We start from the raw sequence: 21,465 nt of genomic DNA on the forward strand, positions 1-21,465 counted from the left end.
GTACCGTTTTGTTTGTAATTTTACTACTCATCCGACCACTTATTTGTATTCATTTAATGAATATTTACACTTCACCTGTAATTAAGTTACGAAAAAGTTAACAAGATACTTACCAATAGTTAAATTATGGTTTTAGCGTTTTTATACTTTTTTTACACCTCCCCCGCCGATTTTTGCAAAATCTTTGCGCCGTAAATCCTACCTTTTGCACAAAGACAAATGTCACCCGGAGGTGAATTGTGAGTGCAGGTCTGATTGCCGGCATCGTGTTGGTTTTCCTGTTATTAGGGTATCTGGTCTACGCCTTGTTTAATGCGGAGGCATTCTGATGGCCGCTCAAGGATTTTTACTTATCGCCAGTTTTTTATTGCTGCTATTCCTGCTGGCACGACCGCTGGGAAACGTGCTGGCGCGAATGATTAACGGCGTCCCGCTGCCTCTGGTTGGCGGTGTGGAAAACGGAGTGTGGCGCGTACTCGGCATCCAAAATCAGGAGATGAACTGGCGGCAATATCTGCTCGCTATTCTGCTGCTGAATGTGTTCGGCCTTTTTGTCCTGTTCTCGATGCTGATGTTGCAGGGCTTTTTGCCGCTCAACCCGCAGCAGTTGCCGGGGTTAAGCTGGCATCTGGCGCTGAATACCGCCGTCAGTTTCGTCAGCAATACCAACTGGCAATCGTATGCAGGTGAAACCACGCTCAGCTATTTCAGCCAGATGGTGGGGTTAACCGTACAAAACTTCCTGTCGGCAGCCAGCGGCATCGCGGTGATTTTTGCCCTGACGCGCGCTTTTGCCCGGCAAAAAGTGAACACACTCGGCAACGCCTGGGTCGATCTCACGCGAATTACGCTGTGGGTGCTGCTGCCCATTTCATTGGTTATCGCCCTGTTCTTTATCCAGCAAGGTACGCTGCAAAACCTGCTGCCGTATGCGTCTTACACCTCGCTTGAGGGGGTAAAACAGATGCTGCCGATGGGGCCGGTGGCCTCGCAGGAAGCCATCAAAATCCTCGGAACGAACGGCGGCGGATTCTTCAATGCCAACTCCTCGCACCCGTTCGAAAACCCAACCGCGCTGACTAACGTTGTGCAGATGCTGGCGATCTTCCTGATCCCCGCCGCACTCTGCTTTGCCTTTGGCGATGTGGTGAACGACCGCCGCCAGGGGCGCACGTTGCTCTGGGCGATGTCAATTATCTTCGTGGTCTGCGTCGCGCTGGTGATGTGGGCTGAATGGCATGGCAACGCGCACTTTATGCAGCTCGGTGTCGACAGCAACATCAATATGGAAGGCAAAGAGAGCCGTTTCGGCATACTCGCCAGCAGTCTGTACGCGGTGGTCACCACGGCGGCCTCCTGCGGCGCGGTGAATGCGATGCATGACTCCTTCACCGCGCTCGGCGGCATGATCCCGCTGTGGCTGATGCAGATCGGTGAAGTGGTGTTTGGCGGGGTGGGATCCGGGCTGTACGGCATGCTGCTGTTTGTCCTGCTGGCGGTGTTTATCGCCGGGCTGATGATTGGCCGCACGCCAGAATATCTGGGTAAAAAAATCGACGTGCGGGAGATGAAGCTGACCGCGCTGGCGATTCTGGTGACCCCTACGCTGGTGCTGATGGGCACGGCGCTGGCGCTGATGACCGACGCCGGACGCAGCGGCATTTTCAACCCTGGCATTCACGGCTTTAGCGAAGTGCTGTACGCCGTCTCATCTGCCGCCAACAACAACGGCAGCGCCTTCGCCGGATTAAGCGCTAACTCTCCGTTCTGGAACTGCCTGCTGGCGTTCTGCATGTTCGTCGGTCGCTTTGGGGTGATCGTCCCGGTGATGGCTATCGCCGGATCGCTTGTCAGCAAAAACATTCAGCCCACCTCCAGCGGAACGCTGCCAACCCACGGGGCGCTGTTTGTCGGCCTGCTGATTGGTACCGTGCTGCTGGTGGGGGCATTGACCTTTATCCCCGCCCTCGCGTTAGGCCCGGTCGCGGAACATCTTTCTTTACGCTAATTGAGCGGAGACATAAGTCATGAGTCGTAAACAACTGGCCCTTTTAGAACCCTCGCTGGTTCGCCAGGCGTTGATGGATGCGGTCAAAAAACTCAGCCCGCGCGTGCAGTGGCACAACCCGGTGATGTTTATTGTCTGGATTGGCAGCGTGGTCACCACCGCGCTGGCAGTGGCGATGGCAACCGGGCATCTGGTGGGCGATGCGGGCTTTACCGGCGCGATTAGCGTCTGGCTGTGGTTTACGGTGCTTTTCGCCAACGTAGCCGAAGCGCTGGCGGAAGGCCGCAGTAAGGCGCAGGCCAACAGCCTGAAAGGCATCAATAAGACGGCATTTGCCCGCAAACTGCGCGAGCCAAAATATGGTGCGCAGATGGACCACGTCCCGGCTGACGAGCTGCGCAAAGGCGACGTCGTGTTGGTCGAAGCGGGCGATATTATCCCGTGCGACGGGGAAGTCATCGAAGGCGGTGCATCGGTCGATGAGAGCGCGATCACCGGGGAATCTGCACCGGTGATCCGTGAGTCTGGCGGTGATTTCGCCTCCGTCACCGGCGGGACGCGGATTCTCTCCGACTGGCTGGTTGTCCAGTGCAGCGTCAACCCTGGCGAAACCTTCCTCGACCGCATGATCGCGATGGTCGAAGGGGCACAGCGTCGCAAAACGCCAAACGAAATTGCGCTGACCATTTTACTGGTGGCCCTGACGATTGTTTTCCTGCTGGCAACCGCCACCCTGTGGCCGTTCTCCGCCTACGGCGGCACGGCGGTCAGCGTTACGGTATTGGTGGCACTGCTGGTCTGCCTTATCCCAACGACCATCGGCGGATTGCTGTCGGCGATTGGCGTGGCGGGGATGAGCCGGATGCTCGGCGCAAACGTCATCGCCACCAGCGGTCGTGCCGTAGAAGCGGCGGGTGACGTGGATGTGTTGCTGCTGGATAAAACCGGGACCATTACCCTCGGCAACCGCCAGGCATCCGAATTTTTGCCCGCGCCCGGCGTGGATGAAAAAACGCTGGCCGACGCCGCACAGCTCTCATCACTGGCCGATGAAACGCCGGAAGGCCGCAGTATCGTGATCCTCGCAAAGCAGCGCTTTAACCTGCGCCAGCGGGATGTGCAAAGCCTGCAGGCCACCTTTGTGCCGTTCACGGCGCAAACGCGCATGAGCGGGATTAACATCCAGGATCGCATGATTCGCAAAGGCTCTGTTGACGCCATTCGTCGCCACATTGAAGCCAACAACGGCCACTTCCCGCCGGAAGTCGACCGTCTGGTGGAGAACGTGGCGCGTCAGGGTGCAACGCCCCTGGTGGTCGCCGAAGGCGCAACCGTACTCGGCGTGATTGCCCTGAAAGATATCGTGAAAGGCGGCATTAAAGAGCGCTTTGCCCAGCTGCGTAAAATGGGGATCAAAACGGTGATGATCACCGGGGATAACCGTTTGACCGCCGCCGCAATCGCTGCCGAAGCGGGCGTGGACGATTTCCTGTCTGAAGCCACGCCGGAAGCCAAACTGGCGTTGATTCGTCAGTACCAGGCAGAAGGACGCCTGGTGGCAATGACCGGCGACGGCACCAACGACGCCCCCGCACTGGCGCAGGCGGACGTGGCGGTAGCGATGAACTCGGGCACTCAGGCGGCGAAAGAAGCGGGCAACATGGTTGATCTCGACTCTAACCCGACCAAGCTGATTGAAGTGGTGCACATCGGCAAACAGATGCTGATGACGCGCGGATCGCTGACCACGTTCAGTATCGCCAACGACGTGGCAAAGTATTTTGCCATTATTCCTGCGGCGTTTGCGGCGACCTATCCGCAGCTCAACGCCCTGAACGTGATGCACCTGCACTCTCCGGCGTCGGCCATTCTCAGCGCCGTGATTTTTAACGCGCTGATTATTGTCTTCCTGATCCCGCTGGCGCTAAAAGGTGTGAGCTATAAACCGCTGACGGCAGCCGCTATGCTGCGCCGCAACCTGTGGATTTATGGTCTGGGTGGACTTGTGGTGCCGTTTATCGGTATCAAGATTATCGACATGCTGCTGACCGTGTTCGGGCTGGTTTAAAAGGTAAATCAAATGACTATGTTACGCCCCGCTATACTGCTGTTTATTCTGTTAACGCTGGTGACCGGTGGGCTTTATCCGCTGCTCACGACGGCGCTTGGCCAGTGGTGGTTTACCGATCAGGCCAACGGTTCGCTGATCATTCAGAACGGTGAAAATCGCGGTTCGCGCCTGATTGGGCAGAATTTTAACGACGCGGGCTACTTTCAGGGACGTCCTTCCGCCACTGCGGAAAGCCCGTATAATCCGATGGCGTCTGGCGGGAGTAATCTGGCAGGGAGCAATCCCGAGCTGGATAACGCGATCGGCGAACGCGTTGCTGCACTGCGCGCTGCCAATCCGCAGGCCAGCCGTGATGTGCCGGTTGAGCTGGTTACGGCCTCAGCCAGCGGGCTGGATTACAGCCTGACGCCCGAATCGGTCGCATGGCAGATCCCGCGCGTGGCGGCTGCCCGCCAGTTGACCACCGAACAGGTGCGCAAGGTGGTAGAGGAACATACGCAAAAACCGCTGGTCAATTTTATCGGTATGCCGGTAGTGAATATTGTTGAGCTGAATCTGGCGCTGGACGCGCAAAGGAAAAACTAAATGACCGACGAGCCTGTGCGCCCGGATCCTGACCGACTGCTGGAACAGACAGCCGCCCCTCATCGCGGCAAGCTTAAGGTGTTTTTTGGTGCCTGCGCGGGCGTCGGGAAAACTTACGCCATGCTGGCGGAAGCGCAGCGGTTACGGGCGCAGGGTTTAGACATTGTGATCGGCGTGGTGGAAACGCACGGACGCAAAGAAACGGCAGCGCTGCTGGAAGGATTAGCCACGCAGCCCGCCCGGCGAACCAGCCATCGCGGTCGTCTGGTGACGGAATTTGATCTCGACGCCGCCCTCGCCCGCCGCCCGGCGCTGATCCTGATGGATGAACTGGCGCACAGCAATGCGCCTGGCTCACGTCATCCAAAGCGCTGGCAGGATGTCGAGGAGCTGCTGGAAGCGGGTATCGACGTCTTTACCACCGTTAACGTGCAGCATCTGGAAAGCCTGAACGATGTGGTCAGCGGCGTCACCGGCATTCAGGTGCGCGAAACCGTACCCGATCCCTTTTTTGATTCCGCCGATGAAGTGGTGCTGGTCGATCTGCCGCCGGACGATCTGCGCCAGCGTCTGCACGAGGGCAAAGTCTATATTACCGGGCAGGCCGAACGGGCCATCGAACATTTCTTTCGCAAGGGGAATCTGATCGCCCTGCGTGAACTGGCGCTCAGACGCACCGCCGATCGGGTGGACGATCAGATGCGTGCCTGGCGTGACCGGCAGGGACAGGATCGCGTCTGGCACACCCGCGACGCGGTTTTACTGTGCATCGGCCACGGAAGTGGCAACGAAAAGCTGGTGCGCACCGCCGCCCGGCTGGCGGCAAAATTCGGCAGCGTCTGGCATGCGGTTTATGTCGAAACGCCGCATCTGCATGCACTGCCTGAGCATCAACGTCGCGCAATTTTGAGCGCCTTACGTCTGGCGCAAGAGTTGGGTGCAGAAACCGCCACCCTGTCCGATCCCGCTGAAGACAAAGCCATTCTCCGCTACGCCCGCGAACACAACCTGGGCAAAATTGTGATTGGCCGTCGCCATCACCGCCGCTGGTTTAGCCGCGAGTCGTTCGCCGACAAACTGGCAAAACGCGCGCCCGACCTGGATTTAGTGATAGTCGCCCTTGACGACAAACCCGCTCCCCTGCCAAACCGGACAACAGATGTGCGCCCTTTCGGTGAGAAATGGCGCATTCAGCTTCGTGGCTGTCTGGTTGCGACGGTCCTGTGCGCGCTGATCACGTTCGTGGCCAGCCAGTGGCTTGTCGCGTTTGACGCGGCCAATCTGGTGATGATTTATCTGCTTGGCGTGGTGATTGTCGCTCTGCTTTACGGACGCTGGCCGTCAGTGCTCGCCACGGTGATAAACGTCGCCAGCTTTGATCTGTTTTTTATTGCGCCGCGCGGAACGCTGGCGGTGTCGGACGTGCAGTACATTCTGACGTTTGCGGTGATGCTCACCGTCGGGCTTATCGTCGGGAATCTCACCGCGGGCGTGCGTTATCAGGCACGAATCGCCCGCTATCGCGAGCAGCGCACACGTCATCTTTATGAGATGTCAAAATCACTGGCGGTGGGCCGCACGTCGCACGATATCGTGCAGACCAGCGAGCAGTTTATCCGCTCAACGTTCCACGCTAACAGCCTGATTTTGCTGCCCGATGAGCACGGGAAACTGCGCCCGTTGACCTCGGCAAGCGGCATGACGCCGTGGGATGACGCGATTGCCCGCTGGAGTTTTGATAAAGGTTTACCCGCAGGCGCAGGCACGGACACCTTACCCGGTGTGCCCTATTTGATTTTGCCACTGCGCAGCGCCGACAAGAATCTGGGGCTGGTTATCGTTGAACCGACCCATCTGCGACAGCTAATGATCCCGGAACAGCAGCGTCTTCTGGAAACCTTCACGCTGCTGGTCGCCAGCGCCCTTGAACGCCTGGCGCTGACAGCCAGCGAAGAACAGGCGCGGATGGCGAGCGAGCGCGAAAGCATCCGCAACTCCCTGCTGGCGGCGCTCTCTCACGATCTGCGCACGCCGCTGACCGTTCTGTTTGGCCAGGCGGAAATTTTAACGCTCGATCTGGCGGCTGAAAATTCCCCGCACGCACCGCAGGCCAGTGAGATCCGCCAGCACGTGCTCAACACCACGCGACTGGTGAATAATCTGCTGGATATGGCGCGCATTCAGTCCGGCGGATTTAACCTCAAAAAAGAGTGGCTCACGCTGGAAGAGGTGGTTGGCAGCGCCTTGAAAATGCTGGAGCCTGGCCTCGGCGGACGCCACATTTCTCTGAACATGCCGGAGCCGCTGGCGCTGATTCACGTCGACGGGCCGCTGTTTGAGCGTGTGCTGATTAATCTGCTGGAAAACGCGGCGAAATATGCCGGTTCCAAAGCAGAGATCGGGCTGAATGCAGACGTGGCAAATCAGGCATTACGCCTTGAGATTTGGGACGATGGCCCCGGCATTCCGCTTGGGCAGGAAGCCGCTATTTTTGAGAAATTTGCCCGTGGGAATAAAGAGTCGGCCATTCCGGGAGTCGGGCTTGGGCTGGCGATCTGCCAGGCCATTGTCGAGGTTCACGGTGGGACGATCGCCGCGCATAACCGTCCGGAAGGCGGGGCCTGTTTTTGTGTTACACTTCCGCTGGAAGCCCCGCCGGAACTGGATGAATTACCAGAGGATTTGTGATTAACGTTCTGATTGTCGAAGACGAACATGCTATTAGCCGATTCCTGCGCGCCGCGCTGGAAGGAGACGGCTTGCGCGTGTTTGACGCCGGAACGTTACAGCGTGGCCTGATTGAAGCCGCGACGCGCAAACCCGATCTGGTGATCCTCGATTTAGGTTTGCCAGACGGCGACGGTATCGATTTTATCCGCGAGGTTCGCCAGTGGAGTCAGATGCCGATTATTGTGCTTTCTGCCCGCGCGGAAGAGACAGATAAAATTGCCGCGCTGGATGCCGGTGCCGATGATTATCTCAGCAAACCGTTTGGCATCGGTGAACTTCAGGCGCGGCTGCGCGTCGCATTACGTCGCCACAGCGCCACGACGCCCGATGAGCCGGTGTTTACCTTCTCAGACATTCAGGTTAATCTCGCCGCGCGACGCATTCTTCGCGGCGCGCAAGAGATTCACCTCACCCCGATTGAATTTCGCCTGCTGGCTATTCTTTTGAATAACCACGGCAAGGTGCTGACGCAACGCCAGCTCCTGAATCAGGTCTGGGGTCCGAACGCCGTCGAGCATAGTCATTATTTACGCATATATATGGGCCACCTTCGTCAGAAACTCGAAGTTGACCCTGCGCGCCCCCGCCATTTATTAACTGAAACCGGTATCGGTTATCGCTTTATGCTTTGAATAAATATTCACTTTATTTAAATCGCCAACTTCAAATCTCTCTTTTTATATTCCCATAATAACGAAAAGTTTATAGATGCTTTATTTAGGATAAACAACACATCCATTAAACATGGTGTTAACACCATCACTACAATACAGAATTTTGATCTGCACTATTCACTCAAAACGAATATTTATTTCTAATTTGATCGGTTAAGGGTGATCATCCTCACGGTTTGTAGCCTTTTCCTGGATAAAATGACCGTGCTTTCAATTACTGAAAGGAAAATAAGCATGGAAAACAATAATCGTTTAATGCCTCACATCAGGCGGACAACGCATATTATGATGTTCGCCCACCGCAACAGCTTTGATTTTCATTTCTTCAACGCCCGGTAGAGACCCTTCTGCTGGCGTGTCCGTACACAGGTCATCCTGAACCCTTTGTTTTACAGGCATATGTCTGTGAACGCGCACGCTCATTCTTTTAAATCCTGAGATCTTCGTCACCGGACGATTAGGGTTTAACTCATCAAAAAAGCAAATTCACTGATTATTTTATCAGCGGCCACATTTTGTTTTTTTCCGGGGAATATCGATTTCTTATTTAAAAGAAACCGATGGGTGAATATTGCCAAAAATAAAGAGATGAATATGAAATTGCTAAAAATTGCCGTCAGCCGCGCCTGTCCAGATTGTTTTACCACCACACGTGAAATGATCGATATCAGCGCCTCCGATTATATTGATATCGCCGCCGTGGTTCTGGCCGTCAGTGATATTTTCAACGGCACAATAGAAGAAATAGAAGCCACCGGATTTGGCATTCCGGTATTTATTGCTACTCATAAAGAAGAAATGGTTCCGGCAGAATATTTGTCACGCATTCAGGGCGTGTTTGAGTGCAATGACACCAGTAACGACTTTTACGGACGCCAACTGGAAGCCGCCGCGCAGAAGTACGAAATTCAGCTGCGCCCGCCGTTCTTCCGCGCGCTGGTGGACTACGTCAAACAGGGCAACAGCGCGTTCGACTGTCCGGGGCATCAGGGCGGCCAGTTCTTCCGCCGCCATCCAGCCGGCAATCAGTTCGTGGATTTCTTCGGTGAGACGCTGTTCCGCTCCGATCTGTGCAACGCCGATGTGGCAATGGGCGATCTGTTGATCCACGAGGGCGCGCCATGCACGGCCCAAAAACACGCCGCAAAAGTGTTCAATGCAGATAAAACCTATTTCGTGCTGAACGGAACGTCATCGTCCAATAAAGTGGTGCTGAATGCCCTGCTTACGCCGGGCGATTTAGTGCTTTTCGACCGCAATAATCACAAATCTAACCACCATGGTGCGCTCATTCAGGCAGGCGCGACGCCGGTTTATCTGGAAACTGCACGCAACCCGTACGGCTTTATTGGCGGTATCGACGCGCACTGTTTCGAAGAAAATTATCTGCGCGAGCTGGTGAGTGAAGTGGCGCCTGGCCGCGCCCGCGATGAGCGCCCTTTCCGTCTGGCGGTGATTCAACTGGGAACCTATGACGGCACCATTTATAACGCCCGCCAGGTGGTCGATAAAATTGGTCATCTCTGCGACTACATTCTGTTTGATTCCGCATGGGTCGGCTATGAACAGTTTATCCCTATGATGGCAGATTGTTCCCCGCTGCTGCTGGATCTGAATGAAAACGATCCGGGAATATTGGTGACGCAGTCCGTGCATAAACAGCAGGCCGGATTCTCGCAAACCTCGCAGATCCACAAGAAAGACAGTCACATCAAAGGTCAGCAGCGTTACGTGCCGCACAAACGGTTGAACAACGCTTTTATGATGCACGCCTCCACCAGTCCGTTCTACCCGCTGTTTGCGGCGCTGGATATTAACGCCCGCATGCACGAGGGGCAGAGTGGGCGCAACATGTGGATGGACTGCGTGGTCAATGGTATTGAGGCGCGCAAACTGATCCTGCAAAACTGCCAGTTTATTCGTCCGTTTGTTCCGGAAACGGTGGAGGGCAAAGCGTGGGAAAGCTGGCCGACGGCCGATATTTCATCGGATTTGCGCTTCTTCCACTTCGTTCCCGGCGAACAGTGGCACGCCTTTGAGGGCTATGCCGAGCATCAATACTTTATCGACCCGTGCAAATTACTGCTCACGACGCCGGGCATCAACGCGCGTACCGGTGAGTACGATGATTTCGGCGTGCCCGCCACCATCCTGGCTAACTTCCTGCGCGAGAACGGGATTGTCCCGGAGAAATGCGACCTCAACTCGATTCTGTTCCTGCTCACGCCAGCCGAAGATATGGGCAAGCTGCAGCAGCTCATTGCGCAACTGGTGCGTTTCGAAAAACTCCTGGAAACCGACGCACCGCTGAAAGAGGTGCTTCCGTCGCTGTATAAACAGCATCCTGAACGCTACGCCGATTATTCACTGCGCCAGATTTGCCAGGAGATGCACGATCTCTACGCCCGTCACAACGTGAAACAGCTGCAAAAAGAGATGTTCCGCAAAGCGCATTTCCCGCAGGTAATGATGAATCCGCAGGAGGCCAACTACGCCTATCTGCGCGGTGAAGTAGAGCTGGTTTCTCTGCGCGATGCCGAAGGTCGAATTGCCGCTGAAGGCGCGCTCCCTTACCCACCGGGCGTGCTGTGTGTCGTCCCTGGTGAAATCTGGGGCGATGCGGTCCTGCGCTATTTCACCGCGCTGGAAGAAGGCATCAACCTGCTGCCGGGCTTCGCGCCGGAACTGCAGGGCGTGTATATCGAAGAGTGTGACGGACGTAAACAGGTACGTTGCTACGTGATTAAACAACCCGTTGCGCAGCCAGCGCTGCTGAAAGGGGAAAAACTATGAGCAAATCCAATAAGATGGGGGTGGCGCAGCTCACTATTCTGACAATGGTGAACATGATGGGATCAGGCATCATCATGCTACCCACCAAACTTGCGGAAGTGGGGACGGTCTCGATTATCTCCTGGCTGGTCACAGCCGTCGGGTCGATGGCGCTGGCGTGGGCGTTTGCTAAATGCGGAATGTTCAGCCGCAAGACCGGCGGGATGGGCGGTTACGCCGAATATGCCTTCGGTAAGTCGGGCAATTTTATGGCCAACTACACCTACGGCGTGTCGCTGCTGATCGCTAACGTGGCGATTGCTATTTCTGCTGTCGGCTACGGCACGGAGCTGTTTGGTGCCGCGCTTACGCCGGTGCAGATCGGCCTCGCGACTATTGGCGTACTGTGGCTTTGTACTATTGCCAACTTTGGTGGTGCGCGCATTACCGGGCAAATCAGCAGCGTGACCGTCTGGGGAGTGATCATCCCGGTCGTCGGGCTGTGCATTATCGGCTGGTTCTGGTTTAGCCCAACGCTGTACGCCAACTCCTGGAACCCACATCACGTACCGTTCTTTACCGCGGTCGGGTCGTCGATTGCCATGACGCTGTGGGCATTTCTTGGGCTGGAGTCGGCGTGTGCCAACGCCGAAGTGGTGGAAAACCCAGAGCGCAACGTGCCGATTGCGGTGCTGGGCGGTACGCTGGGTGCCGCAGTGATTTACATCGTTTCAACCAACGTGATCGCCGGGATTGTGCCGAATATGGATCTGGCAAACTCTACCGCGCCGTTTGGTCTGGCCTTTGCGCAGATGTTTACGCCGGAAGTCGGGAAAGTGATCATGGGGCTGATGGTGATGTCCTGCTGCGGTTCACTGCTCGGCTGGCAGTTCACGATTGCGCAGGTGTTCAAATCCTCCGCGGACTCCGGTTATTTCCCAAAAATCTTCTCGCGTGTGAGCAAGTCAGAAGCGCCGATTCAGGGAATGCTGGCGATTGTTATTTTCCAGAGCGGTTTGTCGCTGATGACCATTAGCCCGTCGCTGAACAGTCAATTCAACGTGCTGGTCAATTTGGCCGTGGTGACTAATATCATTCCGTATATCTTGTCGATGGCGGCGCTGGTGATCATTCAGAAAATGGCCAATGTCGAACCCGGCAAAGCAAAAGTGGCCAATATTGTGGCGCTGGTCGGGGCCATTTACAGTTTCTATGCATTGTACTCTTCCGGCCAGGAAGCGATGCTGTATGGCGCGATGGTGACGTTTATGGGCTGGACGCTATACGGTCTGGTGTCACCGCGTTTTGAACTAAAAAATAAGCACAGTTAAGATAGCAGTTAAGATAAAAATAAAACGGCAACCCTGGGGTTGCCGTTTTTTTCCCCTCTTCCGTGGAAGAAGGTTGCGGGGAGAGTATCAGCCCCGCGCAATCAAACACATTTACGCGTTTTTCAGCACTTCGCTGACAATCTCTACCGCTTCTTTCTCAATCAGCTGACGGTGTTCGTCGCCGAGGAAACTTTCGCAATAGATTTTGTACGCATCTTCCGTACCGGACGGACGTGCTGCGAACCAGCCGTTTTCAGTCATCACTTTCAGACCGCCGATGGACGCACCGTTACCCGGCGCTGCCGTCAAACGCGCGGTGATCGGGTCACCCGCCAGCGTGTTTGCACTCACCATCTCTGGAGAGAGCTTAGACAACGCCGCTTTCTGAGCGGAGGTTGCGCTAGCCTGAATACGGTTGTAGCTTGGTGCGCCAAATCGCGCAGCCAGTTCGTTATAATGTTCCTGCGGATTTTTGCCGGTGACGGCGGTGATTTCGGCGGCCAGCAGGCACATGATGATCCCGTCTTTATCCGTCGACCACGGCGTGCCGTCGAAACGCAGGAAGGAAGCGCCCGCGCTCTCTTCGCCGCCAAAACCGAAGCTGCCGTCATGCAGACCGTCAACGAACCATTTAAAACCAACCGGCACTTCCACCAGCTTACGGCCCAGATCGTTCACCACGCGGTCGATCATCGCCGATGACACCAGCGTTTTACCTACCGCAACGTCTTTGCCCCACTGAGGGCGATGCTGGAACAGATAGTTAATCGCCACCGCCAGATAGTGGTTTGGATTCATCAGACCCGCTGGCGTGACGATACCGTGACGGTCATAATCCGGGTCGTTAGCAAATGCCAGATCGAACTTGTCGCGCAGTGCCAGCAAACCAGCCATCGCACACTCGGAAGAGCAGTCCATACGGATTGCGCCATCTTTATCCAGATGCATAAAGCGGAACGTCTGATCGACCTGATCGTTAACGATGGTCAGATCCAGCTTGTAGAACTCAGCGATGCGTTTCCAGTATTCGATACCGGAGCCGCCGAGCGGATCGACGCCCAGCTTGAGTCCCGCTTTTTGGATCGCCGCGATGTCCACGATATCCGCCAGCCCTTCGATAAATGGCTGAACCAGATCGATCGCTTTCACGTGACCAGAGGCCATCGCAGCATCCAGAGAAATACGCTTAACGCCTTTCAGGCTATCAGCCAGCAGCGCGTTCGCACGGTCCTCAACCACTTTAGTGACATTAGTATCAGCCGGGCCACCGTTAGGCGGGTTGTATTTGATACCGCCATCATCCGGTGGGTTGTGCGATGGCGTGATAACGATACCGTCCGCCTGCGCGCCGCCTTTTTTGTTGTGCACCAGAATAGCGTTCGAGACCGCAGGCGTTGGCGTATAGCCGTTGTCTTCCTGGATCACGACATCCACACCATTCGCTGCCAGCACTTCCAGCACGGAAATGAAGGCCGGTTCGGACAGTGCGTGGGTGTCTTTACCGACGAAGCACGGACCGGTAATACCGTTTTTGGCGCGTTCTTCAGCGATGGCCTGAGCAATGGCCAGAATATGCGGTTCGTTAAAGCTGTGGCGTGCCGCGCCGCCGCGGTGGCCAGATGTACCAAACTTCACTGCGTGTTCTGCGTTGCCCACTTCCGGCTTCAATACATAGTACTGAGAGGTAAGCTGAGCGACGTTAATCAAATCGCTTTGTTGTGCAGGCTGACCCGCACGTTCGTGATTTGCCATTGCCTGGTCCTTCTTATGCAAGGGTTAAATTGTTCCGCAAACCTTTTCAATCAATTCCGCCGGGAATTGCATCGACTGCATGATGTGTTCGACCATGCTGCGTTTGCGTCCGGTGTTGGTATTGGTGATGACCCAATAGGGGGTACCCGGAACCTGTTTTGGTTTGGTTTGGTTACCGTTTTGAATCAGCGTCCGCTCATCCGCCGCGAAGTACACGCGCGTACGGCCGTGGAGCGACTCAGTCGCCTCAGCAAACGCTTTGTTATCCAGTGAATAAAGTGTAGTCAGCACCAGCAGAAAACGGTTAACCGCTTTCTTTTGCTCTGCGTATTCGTCGGAGAGCAGCAGTTCACGTACCGCACGCACTTTGTCTTTAACAGGCGCAACGGTTTTTGCTTCCGCCACGACGTTCGACGCGCGAACCTCTTTTGAAACCGGAGTTGCAGGCTGTGAAGCGGCAGAAAATTTCAGCATGCGACGTAAAATGTCGGACGCACTCTCGCCAATATGTCGCGTGTGGCTGGCAATATACGCATAGAGCTCATCATCAACTTCGATTGTTTTCATCTTAATCCAGTGCAATATCTTATCTGAATACAAGTCGTTGGGATTATAGGGGCTAATCCCAACCGCGGATAGGGTCAAGCCAGGGTGGCGGCAAAAGTCAGAATAAACTGGATCCTTGCAGCCGGGCGGCAGAATGGTCAACATAATACCCTAACCTGACATACGTAAAAAAAGAACTTTGCCATGAAATTGAATAGCCGAGCGCAATCTGCACAATCGCCGAACAATAATTCTCCCATCGTACTGGTTCACGGCCTTTTTGGCAGCCTTGATAATTTGGGCGTGCTGGCGCGCGATTTGGTTACCGATCACGATATTTTGCAGGTCGATATGCGCAACCACGGAACTTCAGCCCGCGATCCGGAGATGACCTACGCGGCCATGGCCCAGGATCTGCTGGATACGCTCGATGCGAATAGCATTGAAAAAGCGACGCTGATTGGGCATTCAATGGGCGGTAAAGCGGTGATGGCCCTGACGGCAATTGCGCCAGAGCGCATCAACCAGCTGGTGGTGATTGACGTGGCGCCCGTGGATTACGATGTGCGTCGCCACGATGAAATCTTTGCGGCGATCAATGCGGTTACAGAGGCGGGCGTGGCAACCCGCCAGCAGGCTGCAGCGATTATGCGCGCGCAGTTAGATGAAGAAGGCGTGGTGCAATTTCTGCTGAAGTCGTTCGTCGAGGGCGCGTGGCGATTTAACGTGCCGGTCCTGTGGGATCAGTACGATAACATTGTCGGCTGGCAGCCGGTTCCCGCCTGGCAGTCCCCTACGCTCTTTATTCGCGGCGGTAATTCACCGTATGTCACCGAAGCCTATCGCGATGCGCTGCTGGCGCAATTCCCGCAGGCGCGTGCGCATGTGATTGCCGGTGCAGGCCACTGGGTTCACGCCGAAAAACCGGAAGCGGTGCTGCGCGCCATCCGTCGTTATCTCTCTGAGAACGCGATTTGATTAAAATGTCAGCGACTGGACGCCTGTTGGCCTCCAGTCGTTGGCGTGCTGATATCAGTAATGTATGATGTCGCGCTCATCGCCCCGGCAATAGCAGGGCCGCTCGTTTTCCCCGAAGTCTCTGAATCATGGCCAAAGAACAAACGGACCGTACGACATTAGATCTGTTCGCGACTGAACGTCGACCGGGACGACCTAAAACCAATCCGCTTTCGCGCGATGAACAGTTGCGCATCAATAAGCGCAACCAGCTTAAACGCGACAAAAGTCGTGGGCTTAAACGCGTCGAGTTAAAACTCAATGCGGACGCCGTCGACGCTCTAAGCGAACTGGCTGAGGCCCGTGAAATCAGCCGCAGCGAGCTGATCGAAGAGATGCTTATGCTGCAACTGCAGGCATTGCGCCATTCTCAGTAAAAGTCTGAAAATCCGCCCTTATCCCACTTTCATGTAGCACAGAGTGCAGTCCCGCGTGATAGCTGTTTCCGCTGACTTCCCTGTTCTGCTATGATTGCCCTTATCCGTGGACAATTTGTGCCACCATACCATTAAGTTTCAAGAGGTTATTTTACTCATGGCAATCATCGGCATTTTCTTCGGCAGCGATACCGGTAATACCGAAAACATCGCAAAAAACATTCAAAAACAGCTTGGTAAAGACGTTGCCGACGTCCATGACATTGCGAAGAGCAGCAAAGAAGACCTCGAAGGTTACGATATTCTGCTGCTGGGCATTCCAACCTGGTACTACGGCGAAGCGCAGTGTGACTGGGATGATTTCTTCCCAACGCTGGAAGAAGTCGACTTCAACGGTAAGCTGGTCGCGCTGTTCGGCTGCGGCGACCAGGAAGATTACGCAGAGTACTTCTGTGATGCGCTGGGCACCATCCGCGACATCATCGAACCGCGCGGCGCGGCGATTGTCGGTCATTGGCCAACGGCGGGTTACCACTTTGAAGCGTCTAAAGGGCTGGCGGATGACGATCACTTTGTGGGCCTGGCGATTGACGAAGACCGTCAACCAGAACTCACCGCAGAACGCGTAAACCAATGGGTTAAGCAGATCCGCGAAGAACTTCACCTCGACGATATCCTGAATGCCTGATTGATCGTGCGGCGCTGCAAAACTGTTGCGCCGCATTGATAGGTATTTCCAATTAAAATAATTGCTACAAATTTTTAACTTTTGCTTTCATACCTGTACAATATCCCAGGTTAAAGTGGATGCCTTCGCTCAACTTTGTTGGCGATACCACGTTTTTATAAGCATACTTTGCTTGAGACTTGCAGTTTTCATTTAAGCATGGCAGTTCTATAATGAAACGCATTATCCCAAGTGCATTTTCTGTCACTTCTTCTTTAGAAGTGAATCGTTTAGCAACAGGACAGATTCCGCATGACTGACAACAATACCGCATTAAAGAAGGCTGGCCTGAAAGTGACGCTTCCTCGTTTAAAAATCCTGGAAGTACTGCAAGGGCCGGACAATCACCATGTCAGTGCGGAAGACTTGTATAAACGTCTGATCGACATGGGCGAAGAGATTGGCCTGGCGACCGTTTATCGCGTTCTGAACCAATTTGATGACGCCGGGATTGTCACCCGTCATAATTTTGAAGGCGGTAAATCCGTTTTTGAACTGACACAACAGCATCACCACGATCACCTCATTTGCCTGGATTGCGGCAAGGTGATTGAGTTTAGCGATGAATCTATCGAATCTCGTCAGCGTGAGATTGCCACTCGTCATGGTATCCGTCTGACCAACCACAGCCTGTACCTCTACGGTCACTGTGCAGAAGGCGATTGCCGCGAAAACGATCACGCGCACGACACCAAATAATCGTGTCTCATACTCTGAGCCAACCTAACGGTTGGCTTTTTTTTGCCTGCTATAAATGAAAAAGCCCGGTTGTGCTTCATCCTGAGAACTTAAGGATGGAGCACAACCGGGCGTGGCAAAAGAAGATTACTTGCTATTGTTGCTGCGGATCTCCTGCCAGATCTTGTCACAGCGCTTTGCCACTTCCTGATCGTTACCGGTTTGACGAGCCTGAATACAAGCCTGGTAATCCAGCACCCGCACATTTTCCTGCGTCGCAAACTGCTCGTGCGCTTTCTCTTTTTTCAGCACATTCAGCACGCTCTGACAGGCCTGGATTTTTTCTGGCGATCCTTCGGCGGTGTTAATACAGGCGCTGTACGCCTCTTTCAGTCGTGAGTCTTCTTTTGGTGCCTGAGGCTGTGCGCAGGCGACCAGTCCCGATGCGAGCACCGCGACGATAATCAATTTTTTCAGCATTTCAGTCTCCATTCCGGCGGGATGGGGGGAATCACCCCGCCGGCGCGTTCATCAGAAAATAGTGAATGGCGCGATGACCATGAATTTCACGTCACGCTCATCCTGGAAGATGTTGCCGTAACCGCCCGAGTAGCTTGGAATATCGGAGTGGTTGTCGTACTGGGTGAAGTGCAGTTTGAACATCGTGCCCTTCGCGCGACCCTCCTGGAGGGTGTAGATCGCATCGAGACTGTAGGAGGACTCTTTCAGGCGATAGTTCGGGTCATAATAAGCATCTGGCGTCGCCATATCTGCAGGTTTTGCGTCCCATGCATACGCGTAAGATGCGCCAACCGCCCACCCCGGCAGATTCCAGTTTTTCAGGTCATACATGGCGCCAAAGAACACAGCTTTCTCACCATCGGCGTTGAAATCCGAACGGTTATCCCACCAGATATCCAGGCGACCATTTGATGACGCGTAGGTCGGCGTCATACGCTGTAGGAAGTAGCCCTGCTGGCCTTCGGCCTTCACATATGTCCCTTCCAGGCGCAAATCAACTTGCCCGACTTTGTAGCCGAAGGTCAATGCTTGCAGCCATGCCGTGCCGTTATACAGATCGTTCACGCTACCATCGCTGACTTTGTCACGCGTGCCGTAGAACTGATAGCTGGTGGACAGCGGGCCGCCGACGATATCGAATTTATAGCTGGCTTTAGCGAAGTATTGATCCACGTATCCTTCTGCCTGACCAAAAGCCGCTTCCAGCACTAAATCGTTTTTAAAGTCATATTTCGCCCCTAATGAGTGGAGGTATTCGACTTTGGTTTTCTTGTCATTCTGATAGAACTTGTCCATCTCCAGATGCCACGGGGCTTTATATTCGTTGGTCCACATGTAGGAGAAACTCAATGCGCCTGCATCACCGTAGTCAAAGTTTGCCCCGGCTTCAGCGCCCTGATACGTACCCGGCATAAAGCTCCAGTGTGGGGCTAACAGCGTCTGACCGGTTGGCTGAATATACCCGCCGCGAGCCCAAACCGGACCGTATTTGAACTTAGCGGCCGCTTTATAGAGGCTTATTCCGCTCTTATCACCCGACCAGTCTTCTTTGTAGGCTTTGTTACTTGAGGAGAACGCGATTTCGTTCGGGTGCGCGCTGTCGCCATTTTCTGCCATCTCAATGGCAGTGAACGCCGCAATATCCAACCCGAACATGTCCGCAGCATAACCTGACTGGAAATCGAGGTTTGCGTTCCAGGTGGAATGGGACAAGTTGGTTTTGTATTTATCTTCGGTGACGTCTTTACGGTCACGTTCACGTTGCCAGTAATAGATACCGCCCGTGAGCGTGGAATCATCGATAAAGCCTGCTGCCTGAGCCTGCGGAGAGGCGATAAAGCCAGACATTGCTGTCACACCGGCAATAGCCAGCGCCAGCGCACTACGTTTGCCACTGAACGTACGCATAGTTGTTCCTCTTTGACGAATTAAAGCGCCTTAAACGGCGAAAAATCTAAAAAGACCAAACGGTCAGGGGTAGTTATAAATACCCTCGAATTAACTACCGTCTTTAGACTATTTTTCGCGACGCGAATTATCAATGCTTTTCAGTGGGCAAAATGCAGGATTATGACGAAGTGCACATAATTGGTAGTGATTTGTAACATATAGATCAGGAAGGGTTTTTCAATTAAAAAATCAACTAAATTCAATCACTAATAATTATTGATAGCGATTACATCGTTTTATTTTCCTCTCCTCACGCGCATCAAATTTTATTTAATAAAATAAGTAGCAGCTCATTGACCTCAATGTTAAACGTCTCTTTTTAGATGAAATACTAACAGCCTGATCGACAAGCAAAAAAAACGCCGCAATATGCGGCGTTTGTCTCTCATTGACCTGGATTACTCGCCAGCTTTGGCCCACGTGTCACGCAGACCTACTGTACGGTTGAAGACCAGTTTGGTAGCGGTTGCATAACGACTGTCGAGACAGAAATACCCTTCACGCTCAAACTGGTAAGCCTTGCCGGTTTCGGCATTTTTCAGCGACGGCTCAGCGTAGCCGTGTTTGATCAGCAGTGATTCCGGATTGATCGTCGCCAGGAAATCTTCCGCAGCGCCCGGATTTGGCACGCTGAACAGACGATCGTAAAGACGAATTTCAACCGGCAGCGCATGCGCAGCACTGACCCAGTGAATAACGCCTTTCACTTTACGGCCATCAGCCGGATCTTTGCTGAGTGTTTCCGCATCATAGCTGCAGAAAATCGTCGTGATATTGCCTTCTGCGTCCTTTTCTACGCGCTCAGCTTTGATCACGTAGGCATTGCGCAGGCGCACTTCTTTGCCCATCACCAGACGTTTGTACTGCTTGTTGGCTTCTTCGCGGAAATCGGCGCGATCGATCCAGATTTCAGCACTGAATGGCACTTCGCGGCTGCCCATTTCCGGTTTGCTCGGATGGTTAGGCATCGTCACCAGCTCGCTTTCGCCCTGCGGATAGTTTTCGATAACCAGTTTAACCGGATCGATAACGGCCATTGCGCGTGGCGCGTTTTCGTTCAAATCTTCGCGAATACAGGATTCCAGCGACGCCATTTCAATGGTGTTGTCTTGCTTAGTCACGCCGATACGCTTGATGAATTCGCGGATCGATGAGGCGCTGTAACCACGGCGACGCAGACCGGAAATGGTCGGCATACGCGGATCATCCCAGCCTTCAACGTGCTTATCCGTCACCAGCAGGTTCAGCTTACGCTTGGACATCACGGTGTATTCCAGATTCAGACGAGAGAACTCGTACTGACGCGGATGCACAGGAATGGTGATGTTATCCAGCACCCAGTCATACAGACGACGGTTGTCCTGGAATTCCAGCGTACACAGAGAGTGCGTAATGCCTTCCAGCGCATCGCTGATGCAATGGGTGAAGTCGTACATCGGGTAGATGCACCACTTGTTGCCGGTCTGATGGTGCTCGGCAAATTTAATACGGTACAGAACCGGATCGCGCATCACGATAAAGGGCGATGCCATGTCGATTTTGGCACGCAGACACGCTTTACCTTCTTCGAAGCCACCCGCACGCATTTTTTCGAACAGTGCAAGGTTTTCTTCGACGCTACGATCGCGGTATGGGCTGTTTTTGCCCGGCGCGGTCAGAGAACCGCGATATTCACGGATTTCGTCAGCAGACAGTTCGTCAACGTAGGCCAGACCTTTGTTGATCAGCTCCACCGCATAGGCAAAGAGCTGATCAAAATAGTCTGAAGAGTAGCAAATGTCGCCCGACCAGTTGAATCCTAACCACTGCACATCATTCTTAATGGACTCAACGTATTCGATGTCTTCTTTTACTGGGTTGGTGTCATCGAAACGCAGGTTGCATTGACCCTGATAGTCTTGCGCAATGCCAAAGTTCAGGCAGATGGATTTCGCATGGCCAATGTGCAGGTAGCCATTAGGCTCCGGCGGAAAACGGGTATGCACTGTGGTGTGCTTACCACTGGCCAGATCTTCATCGATGATCTGACGAATAAAGTTACTCGGGCGGGCTTCAGCCTCACTCATCGTGGATTCCTCAAAGGCGTAAATAACGTATAGCGGCGTATGATCTTATAAGCCGGACGTAGTGACAACCCTTAATACGTCCAGGAGGAAAATAATGGGGGCGATTGATGCAAAAAAAAGCGGCGGAGGATAACCCCCGCCGCTTAAGGCATGAACTCTA

General features: G+C 54.0%; 18 protein-coding genes. 13 read left to right on the forward strand and 5 right to left on the reverse strand.

What is annotated here, in order from left to right:
* Window positions 1-239: 239 nt before the first annotated feature.
* The 9 genes from kdpF (at window position 240) to potE (ending at window position 12,171) form a co-directional block, all read left to right on the forward strand.
* A complete protein-coding gene (gene kdpF / locus ACKI5T_RS02670) occupies window positions 240-329 on the forward strand; it encodes a K(+)-transporting ATPase subunit F (RefSeq protein WP_071818723.1) in 90 nt (29 codons plus the stop codon).
* Window positions 329-2,008 (forward strand): potassium-transporting ATPase subunit KdpA, encoded by a 1,680-nt coding sequence (kdpA, locus tag ACKI5T_RS02675; protein ID WP_407435344.1) that lies wholly within the window; start codon window positions 329-331, stop codon window positions 2,006-2,008. The genes kdpF and kdpA overlap by 1 nt, the downstream gene beginning before the upstream one ends.
* 19 nt (window positions 2,009-2,027) lie before the next feature.
* Entirely contained in the window at window positions 2,028-4,076 is a 2,049-nt protein-coding gene (gene kdpB, locus ACKI5T_RS02680; protein ID WP_407435346.1) for a potassium-transporting ATPase subunit KdpB, read from the forward strand.
* Between the two features lie 12 nt (window positions 4,077-4,088).
* Window positions 4,089-4,664: a potassium-transporting ATPase subunit KdpC gene (gene kdpC, locus ACKI5T_RS02685; RefSeq protein WP_407435348.1), complete on the forward strand. Its 576-nt coding sequence runs from the start codon at window positions 4,089-4,091 to the stop codon at window positions 4,662-4,664.
* Window positions 4,665-7,352: a two-component system sensor histidine kinase KdpD gene (gene kdpD, locus ACKI5T_RS02690; RefSeq protein WP_407435350.1), complete on the forward strand. Its 2,688-nt coding sequence runs from the start codon at window positions 4,665-4,667 to the stop codon at window positions 7,350-7,352.
* Window positions 7,349-8,026 carry a two-component system response regulator KdpE gene (gene kdpE / locus ACKI5T_RS02695; protein WP_407435352.1) on the forward strand — a complete coding sequence of 226 codons (678 nt, stop codon included), beginning with the start codon at window positions 7,349-7,351 and terminating at the stop codon, window positions 8,024-8,026. The genes kdpD and kdpE overlap by 4 nt, the downstream gene beginning before the upstream one ends.
* Before the next feature lie 276 nt (window positions 8,027-8,302).
* Window positions 8,303-8,407 carry a leader peptide SpeFL gene (speFL, locus tag ACKI5T_RS02700; protein WP_106875989.1) on the forward strand — a complete coding sequence of 35 codons (105 nt, stop codon included), beginning with the start codon at window positions 8,303-8,305 and terminating at the stop codon, window positions 8,405-8,407.
* Window positions 8,408-8,662: 255 nt separating this feature from the next.
* The gene (speF, locus tag ACKI5T_RS02705) at window positions 8,663-10,861 is read left to right on the forward strand and encodes an ornithine decarboxylase SpeF (RefSeq protein WP_407435354.1); all 2,199 of its coding nucleotides are present in this window, start codon (window positions 8,663-8,665) and stop codon (window positions 10,859-10,861) included.
* Window positions 10,858-12,171 (forward strand): putrescine-ornithine antiporter, encoded by a 1,314-nt coding sequence (gene potE / locus ACKI5T_RS02710; protein WP_407435356.1) that lies wholly within the window; start codon window positions 10,858-10,860, stop codon window positions 12,169-12,171. The genes speF and potE overlap by 4 nt, the downstream gene beginning before the upstream one ends.
* Before the next feature lie 111 nt (window positions 12,172-12,282).
* Here the strand turns inward: potE and pgm are convergent, their stop codons facing one another.
* Window positions 12,283-13,923, reverse strand: coding sequence for a phosphoglucomutase (alpha-D-glucose-1,6-bisphosphate-dependent) (pgm, locus tag ACKI5T_RS02715; RefSeq protein WP_407435358.1), 1,641 nt, complete (start codon window positions 13,921-13,923; stop codon window positions 12,283-12,285).
* 24 nt (window positions 13,924-13,947) lie between these two features.
* Window positions 13,948-14,490 (reverse strand): replication initiation negative regulator SeqA, encoded by a 543-nt coding sequence (gene seqA / locus ACKI5T_RS02720; RefSeq protein WP_407435360.1) that lies wholly within the window; start codon window positions 14,488-14,490, stop codon window positions 13,948-13,950.
* Window positions 14,491-14,673: 183 nt separating this feature from the next.
* Here seqA and ybfF point away from each other — a divergent pair, with 183 nt between their 5' ends.
* The 4 genes from ybfF (at window position 14,674) to fur (ending at window position 17,289) form a co-directional block, all read left to right on the forward strand.
* A complete protein-coding gene (ybfF, locus tag ACKI5T_RS02725; protein WP_407435363.1) occupies window positions 14,674-15,447 on the forward strand; it encodes an esterase in 774 nt (257 codons plus the stop codon).
* Window positions 15,448-15,575: 128 nt separating this feature from the next.
* The gene (gene ybfE / locus ACKI5T_RS02730; RefSeq protein ID WP_012016600.1) at window positions 15,576-15,863 is read left to right on the forward strand and encodes a LexA regulated protein; all 288 of its coding nucleotides are present in this window, start codon (window positions 15,576-15,578) and stop codon (window positions 15,861-15,863) included.
* Window positions 15,864-16,020: 157 nt separating this feature from the next.
* Entirely contained in the window at window positions 16,021-16,551 is a 531-nt protein-coding gene (gene fldA / locus ACKI5T_RS02735) for a flavodoxin FldA (protein WP_012016599.1), read from the forward strand.
* A 291-nt stretch (window positions 16,552-16,842) separates the two neighbouring features.
* Entirely contained in the window at window positions 16,843-17,289 is a 447-nt protein-coding gene (gene fur, locus ACKI5T_RS02740) for a ferric iron uptake transcriptional regulator (RefSeq protein ID WP_012016598.1), read from the forward strand.
* A gap of 126 nt (window positions 17,290-17,415) precedes the next feature.
* On the opposite strand, the gene chiQ is transcribed toward fur, so the two are convergent.
* The 3 genes from chiQ to glnS all read right to left on the reverse strand — a co-directional run bounded on the left by chiQ (window position 17,416) and on the right by glnS (window position 21,305).
* On the reverse strand, window positions 17,416-17,745 hold the full coding sequence (gene chiQ / locus ACKI5T_RS02745) for a ChiQ/YbfN family lipoprotein (RefSeq protein ID WP_133631132.1): 330 nt from the start codon (window positions 17,743-17,745) through the stop codon (window positions 17,416-17,418).
* 54 nt (window positions 17,746-17,799) lie between these two features.
* Window positions 17,800-19,197: a chitoporin ChiP gene (chiP, locus tag ACKI5T_RS02750; protein ID WP_012016596.1), complete on the reverse strand. Its 1,398-nt coding sequence runs from the start codon at window positions 19,195-19,197 to the stop codon at window positions 17,800-17,802.
* A gap of 440 nt (window positions 19,198-19,637) precedes the next feature.
* Window positions 19,638-21,305 carry a glutamine--tRNA ligase gene (glnS, locus tag ACKI5T_RS02755; protein WP_407435366.1) on the reverse strand — a complete coding sequence of 556 codons (1,668 nt, stop codon included), beginning with the start codon at window positions 21,303-21,305 and terminating at the stop codon, window positions 19,638-19,640.
* Window positions 21,306-21,465: the final 160 nt, after the last annotated feature.

This window comes from Lelliottia sp., from assembly GCF_045627565.1.
In the GTDB taxonomy this organism is placed as follows: Bacteria; Pseudomonadota; Gammaproteobacteria; order Enterobacterales; family Enterobacteriaceae; genus Enterobacter.

What these genes read in the sequence shown, in the direction of transcription:
- potE (WP_407435356.1), top strand. Translation starts at nt 10,858, where the DNA reads ATGAGCAAATCCAATAAGATGGGGGTGGCGCAGCTCACTATTCTGACA.
- chiP (WP_012016596.1), bottom strand. Translation starts at nt 19,197, where the DNA reads ATGCGTACGTTCAGTGGCAAACGTAGTGCGCTGGCGCTGGCTATTGCC.
- ybfE (WP_012016600.1), top strand. Translation starts at nt 15,576, where the DNA reads ATGGCCAAAGAACAAACGGACCGTACGACATTAGATCTGTTCGCGACT.
- kdpD (WP_407435350.1), top strand. Translation starts at nt 4,665, where the DNA reads ATGACCGACGAGCCTGTGCGCCCGGATCCTGACCGACTGCTGGAACAG.
- kdpC (WP_407435348.1), top strand. Translation starts at nt 4,089, where the DNA reads ATGACTATGTTACGCCCCGCTATACTGCTGTTTATTCTGTTAACGCTG.
- glnS (WP_407435366.1), bottom strand. Translation starts at nt 21,305, where the DNA reads ATGAGTGAGGCTGAAGCCCGCCCGAGTAACTTTATTCGTCAGATCATC.
- ybfF (WP_407435363.1), top strand. Translation starts at nt 14,674, where the DNA reads ATGAAATTGAATAGCCGAGCGCAATCTGCACAATCGCCGAACAATAAT.
- speF (WP_407435354.1), top strand. Translation starts at nt 8,663, where the DNA reads ATGAAATTGCTAAAAATTGCCGTCAGCCGCGCCTGTCCAGATTGTTTT.
- pgm (WP_407435358.1), bottom strand. Translation starts at nt 13,923, where the DNA reads ATGGCAAATCACGAACGTGCGGGTCAGCCTGCACAACAAAGCGATTTG.
- kdpA (WP_407435344.1), top strand. Translation starts at nt 329, where the DNA reads ATGGCCGCTCAAGGATTTTTACTTATCGCCAGTTTTTTATTGCTGCTA.
- fldA (WP_012016599.1), top strand. Translation starts at nt 16,021, where the DNA reads ATGGCAATCATCGGCATTTTCTTCGGCAGCGATACCGGTAATACCGAA.
- speFL (WP_106875989.1), top strand. Translation starts at nt 8,303, where the DNA reads ATGGAAAACAATAATCGTTTAATGCCTCACATCAGGCGGACAACGCAT.
- kdpB (WP_407435346.1), top strand. Translation starts at nt 2,028, where the DNA reads ATGAGTCGTAAACAACTGGCCCTTTTAGAACCCTCGCTGGTTCGCCAG.
- seqA (WP_407435360.1), bottom strand. Translation starts at nt 14,490, where the DNA reads ATGAAAACAATCGAAGTTGATGATGAGCTCTATGCGTATATTGCCAGC.
- fur (WP_012016598.1), top strand. Translation starts at nt 16,843, where the DNA reads ATGACTGACAACAATACCGCATTAAAGAAGGCTGGCCTGAAAGTGACG.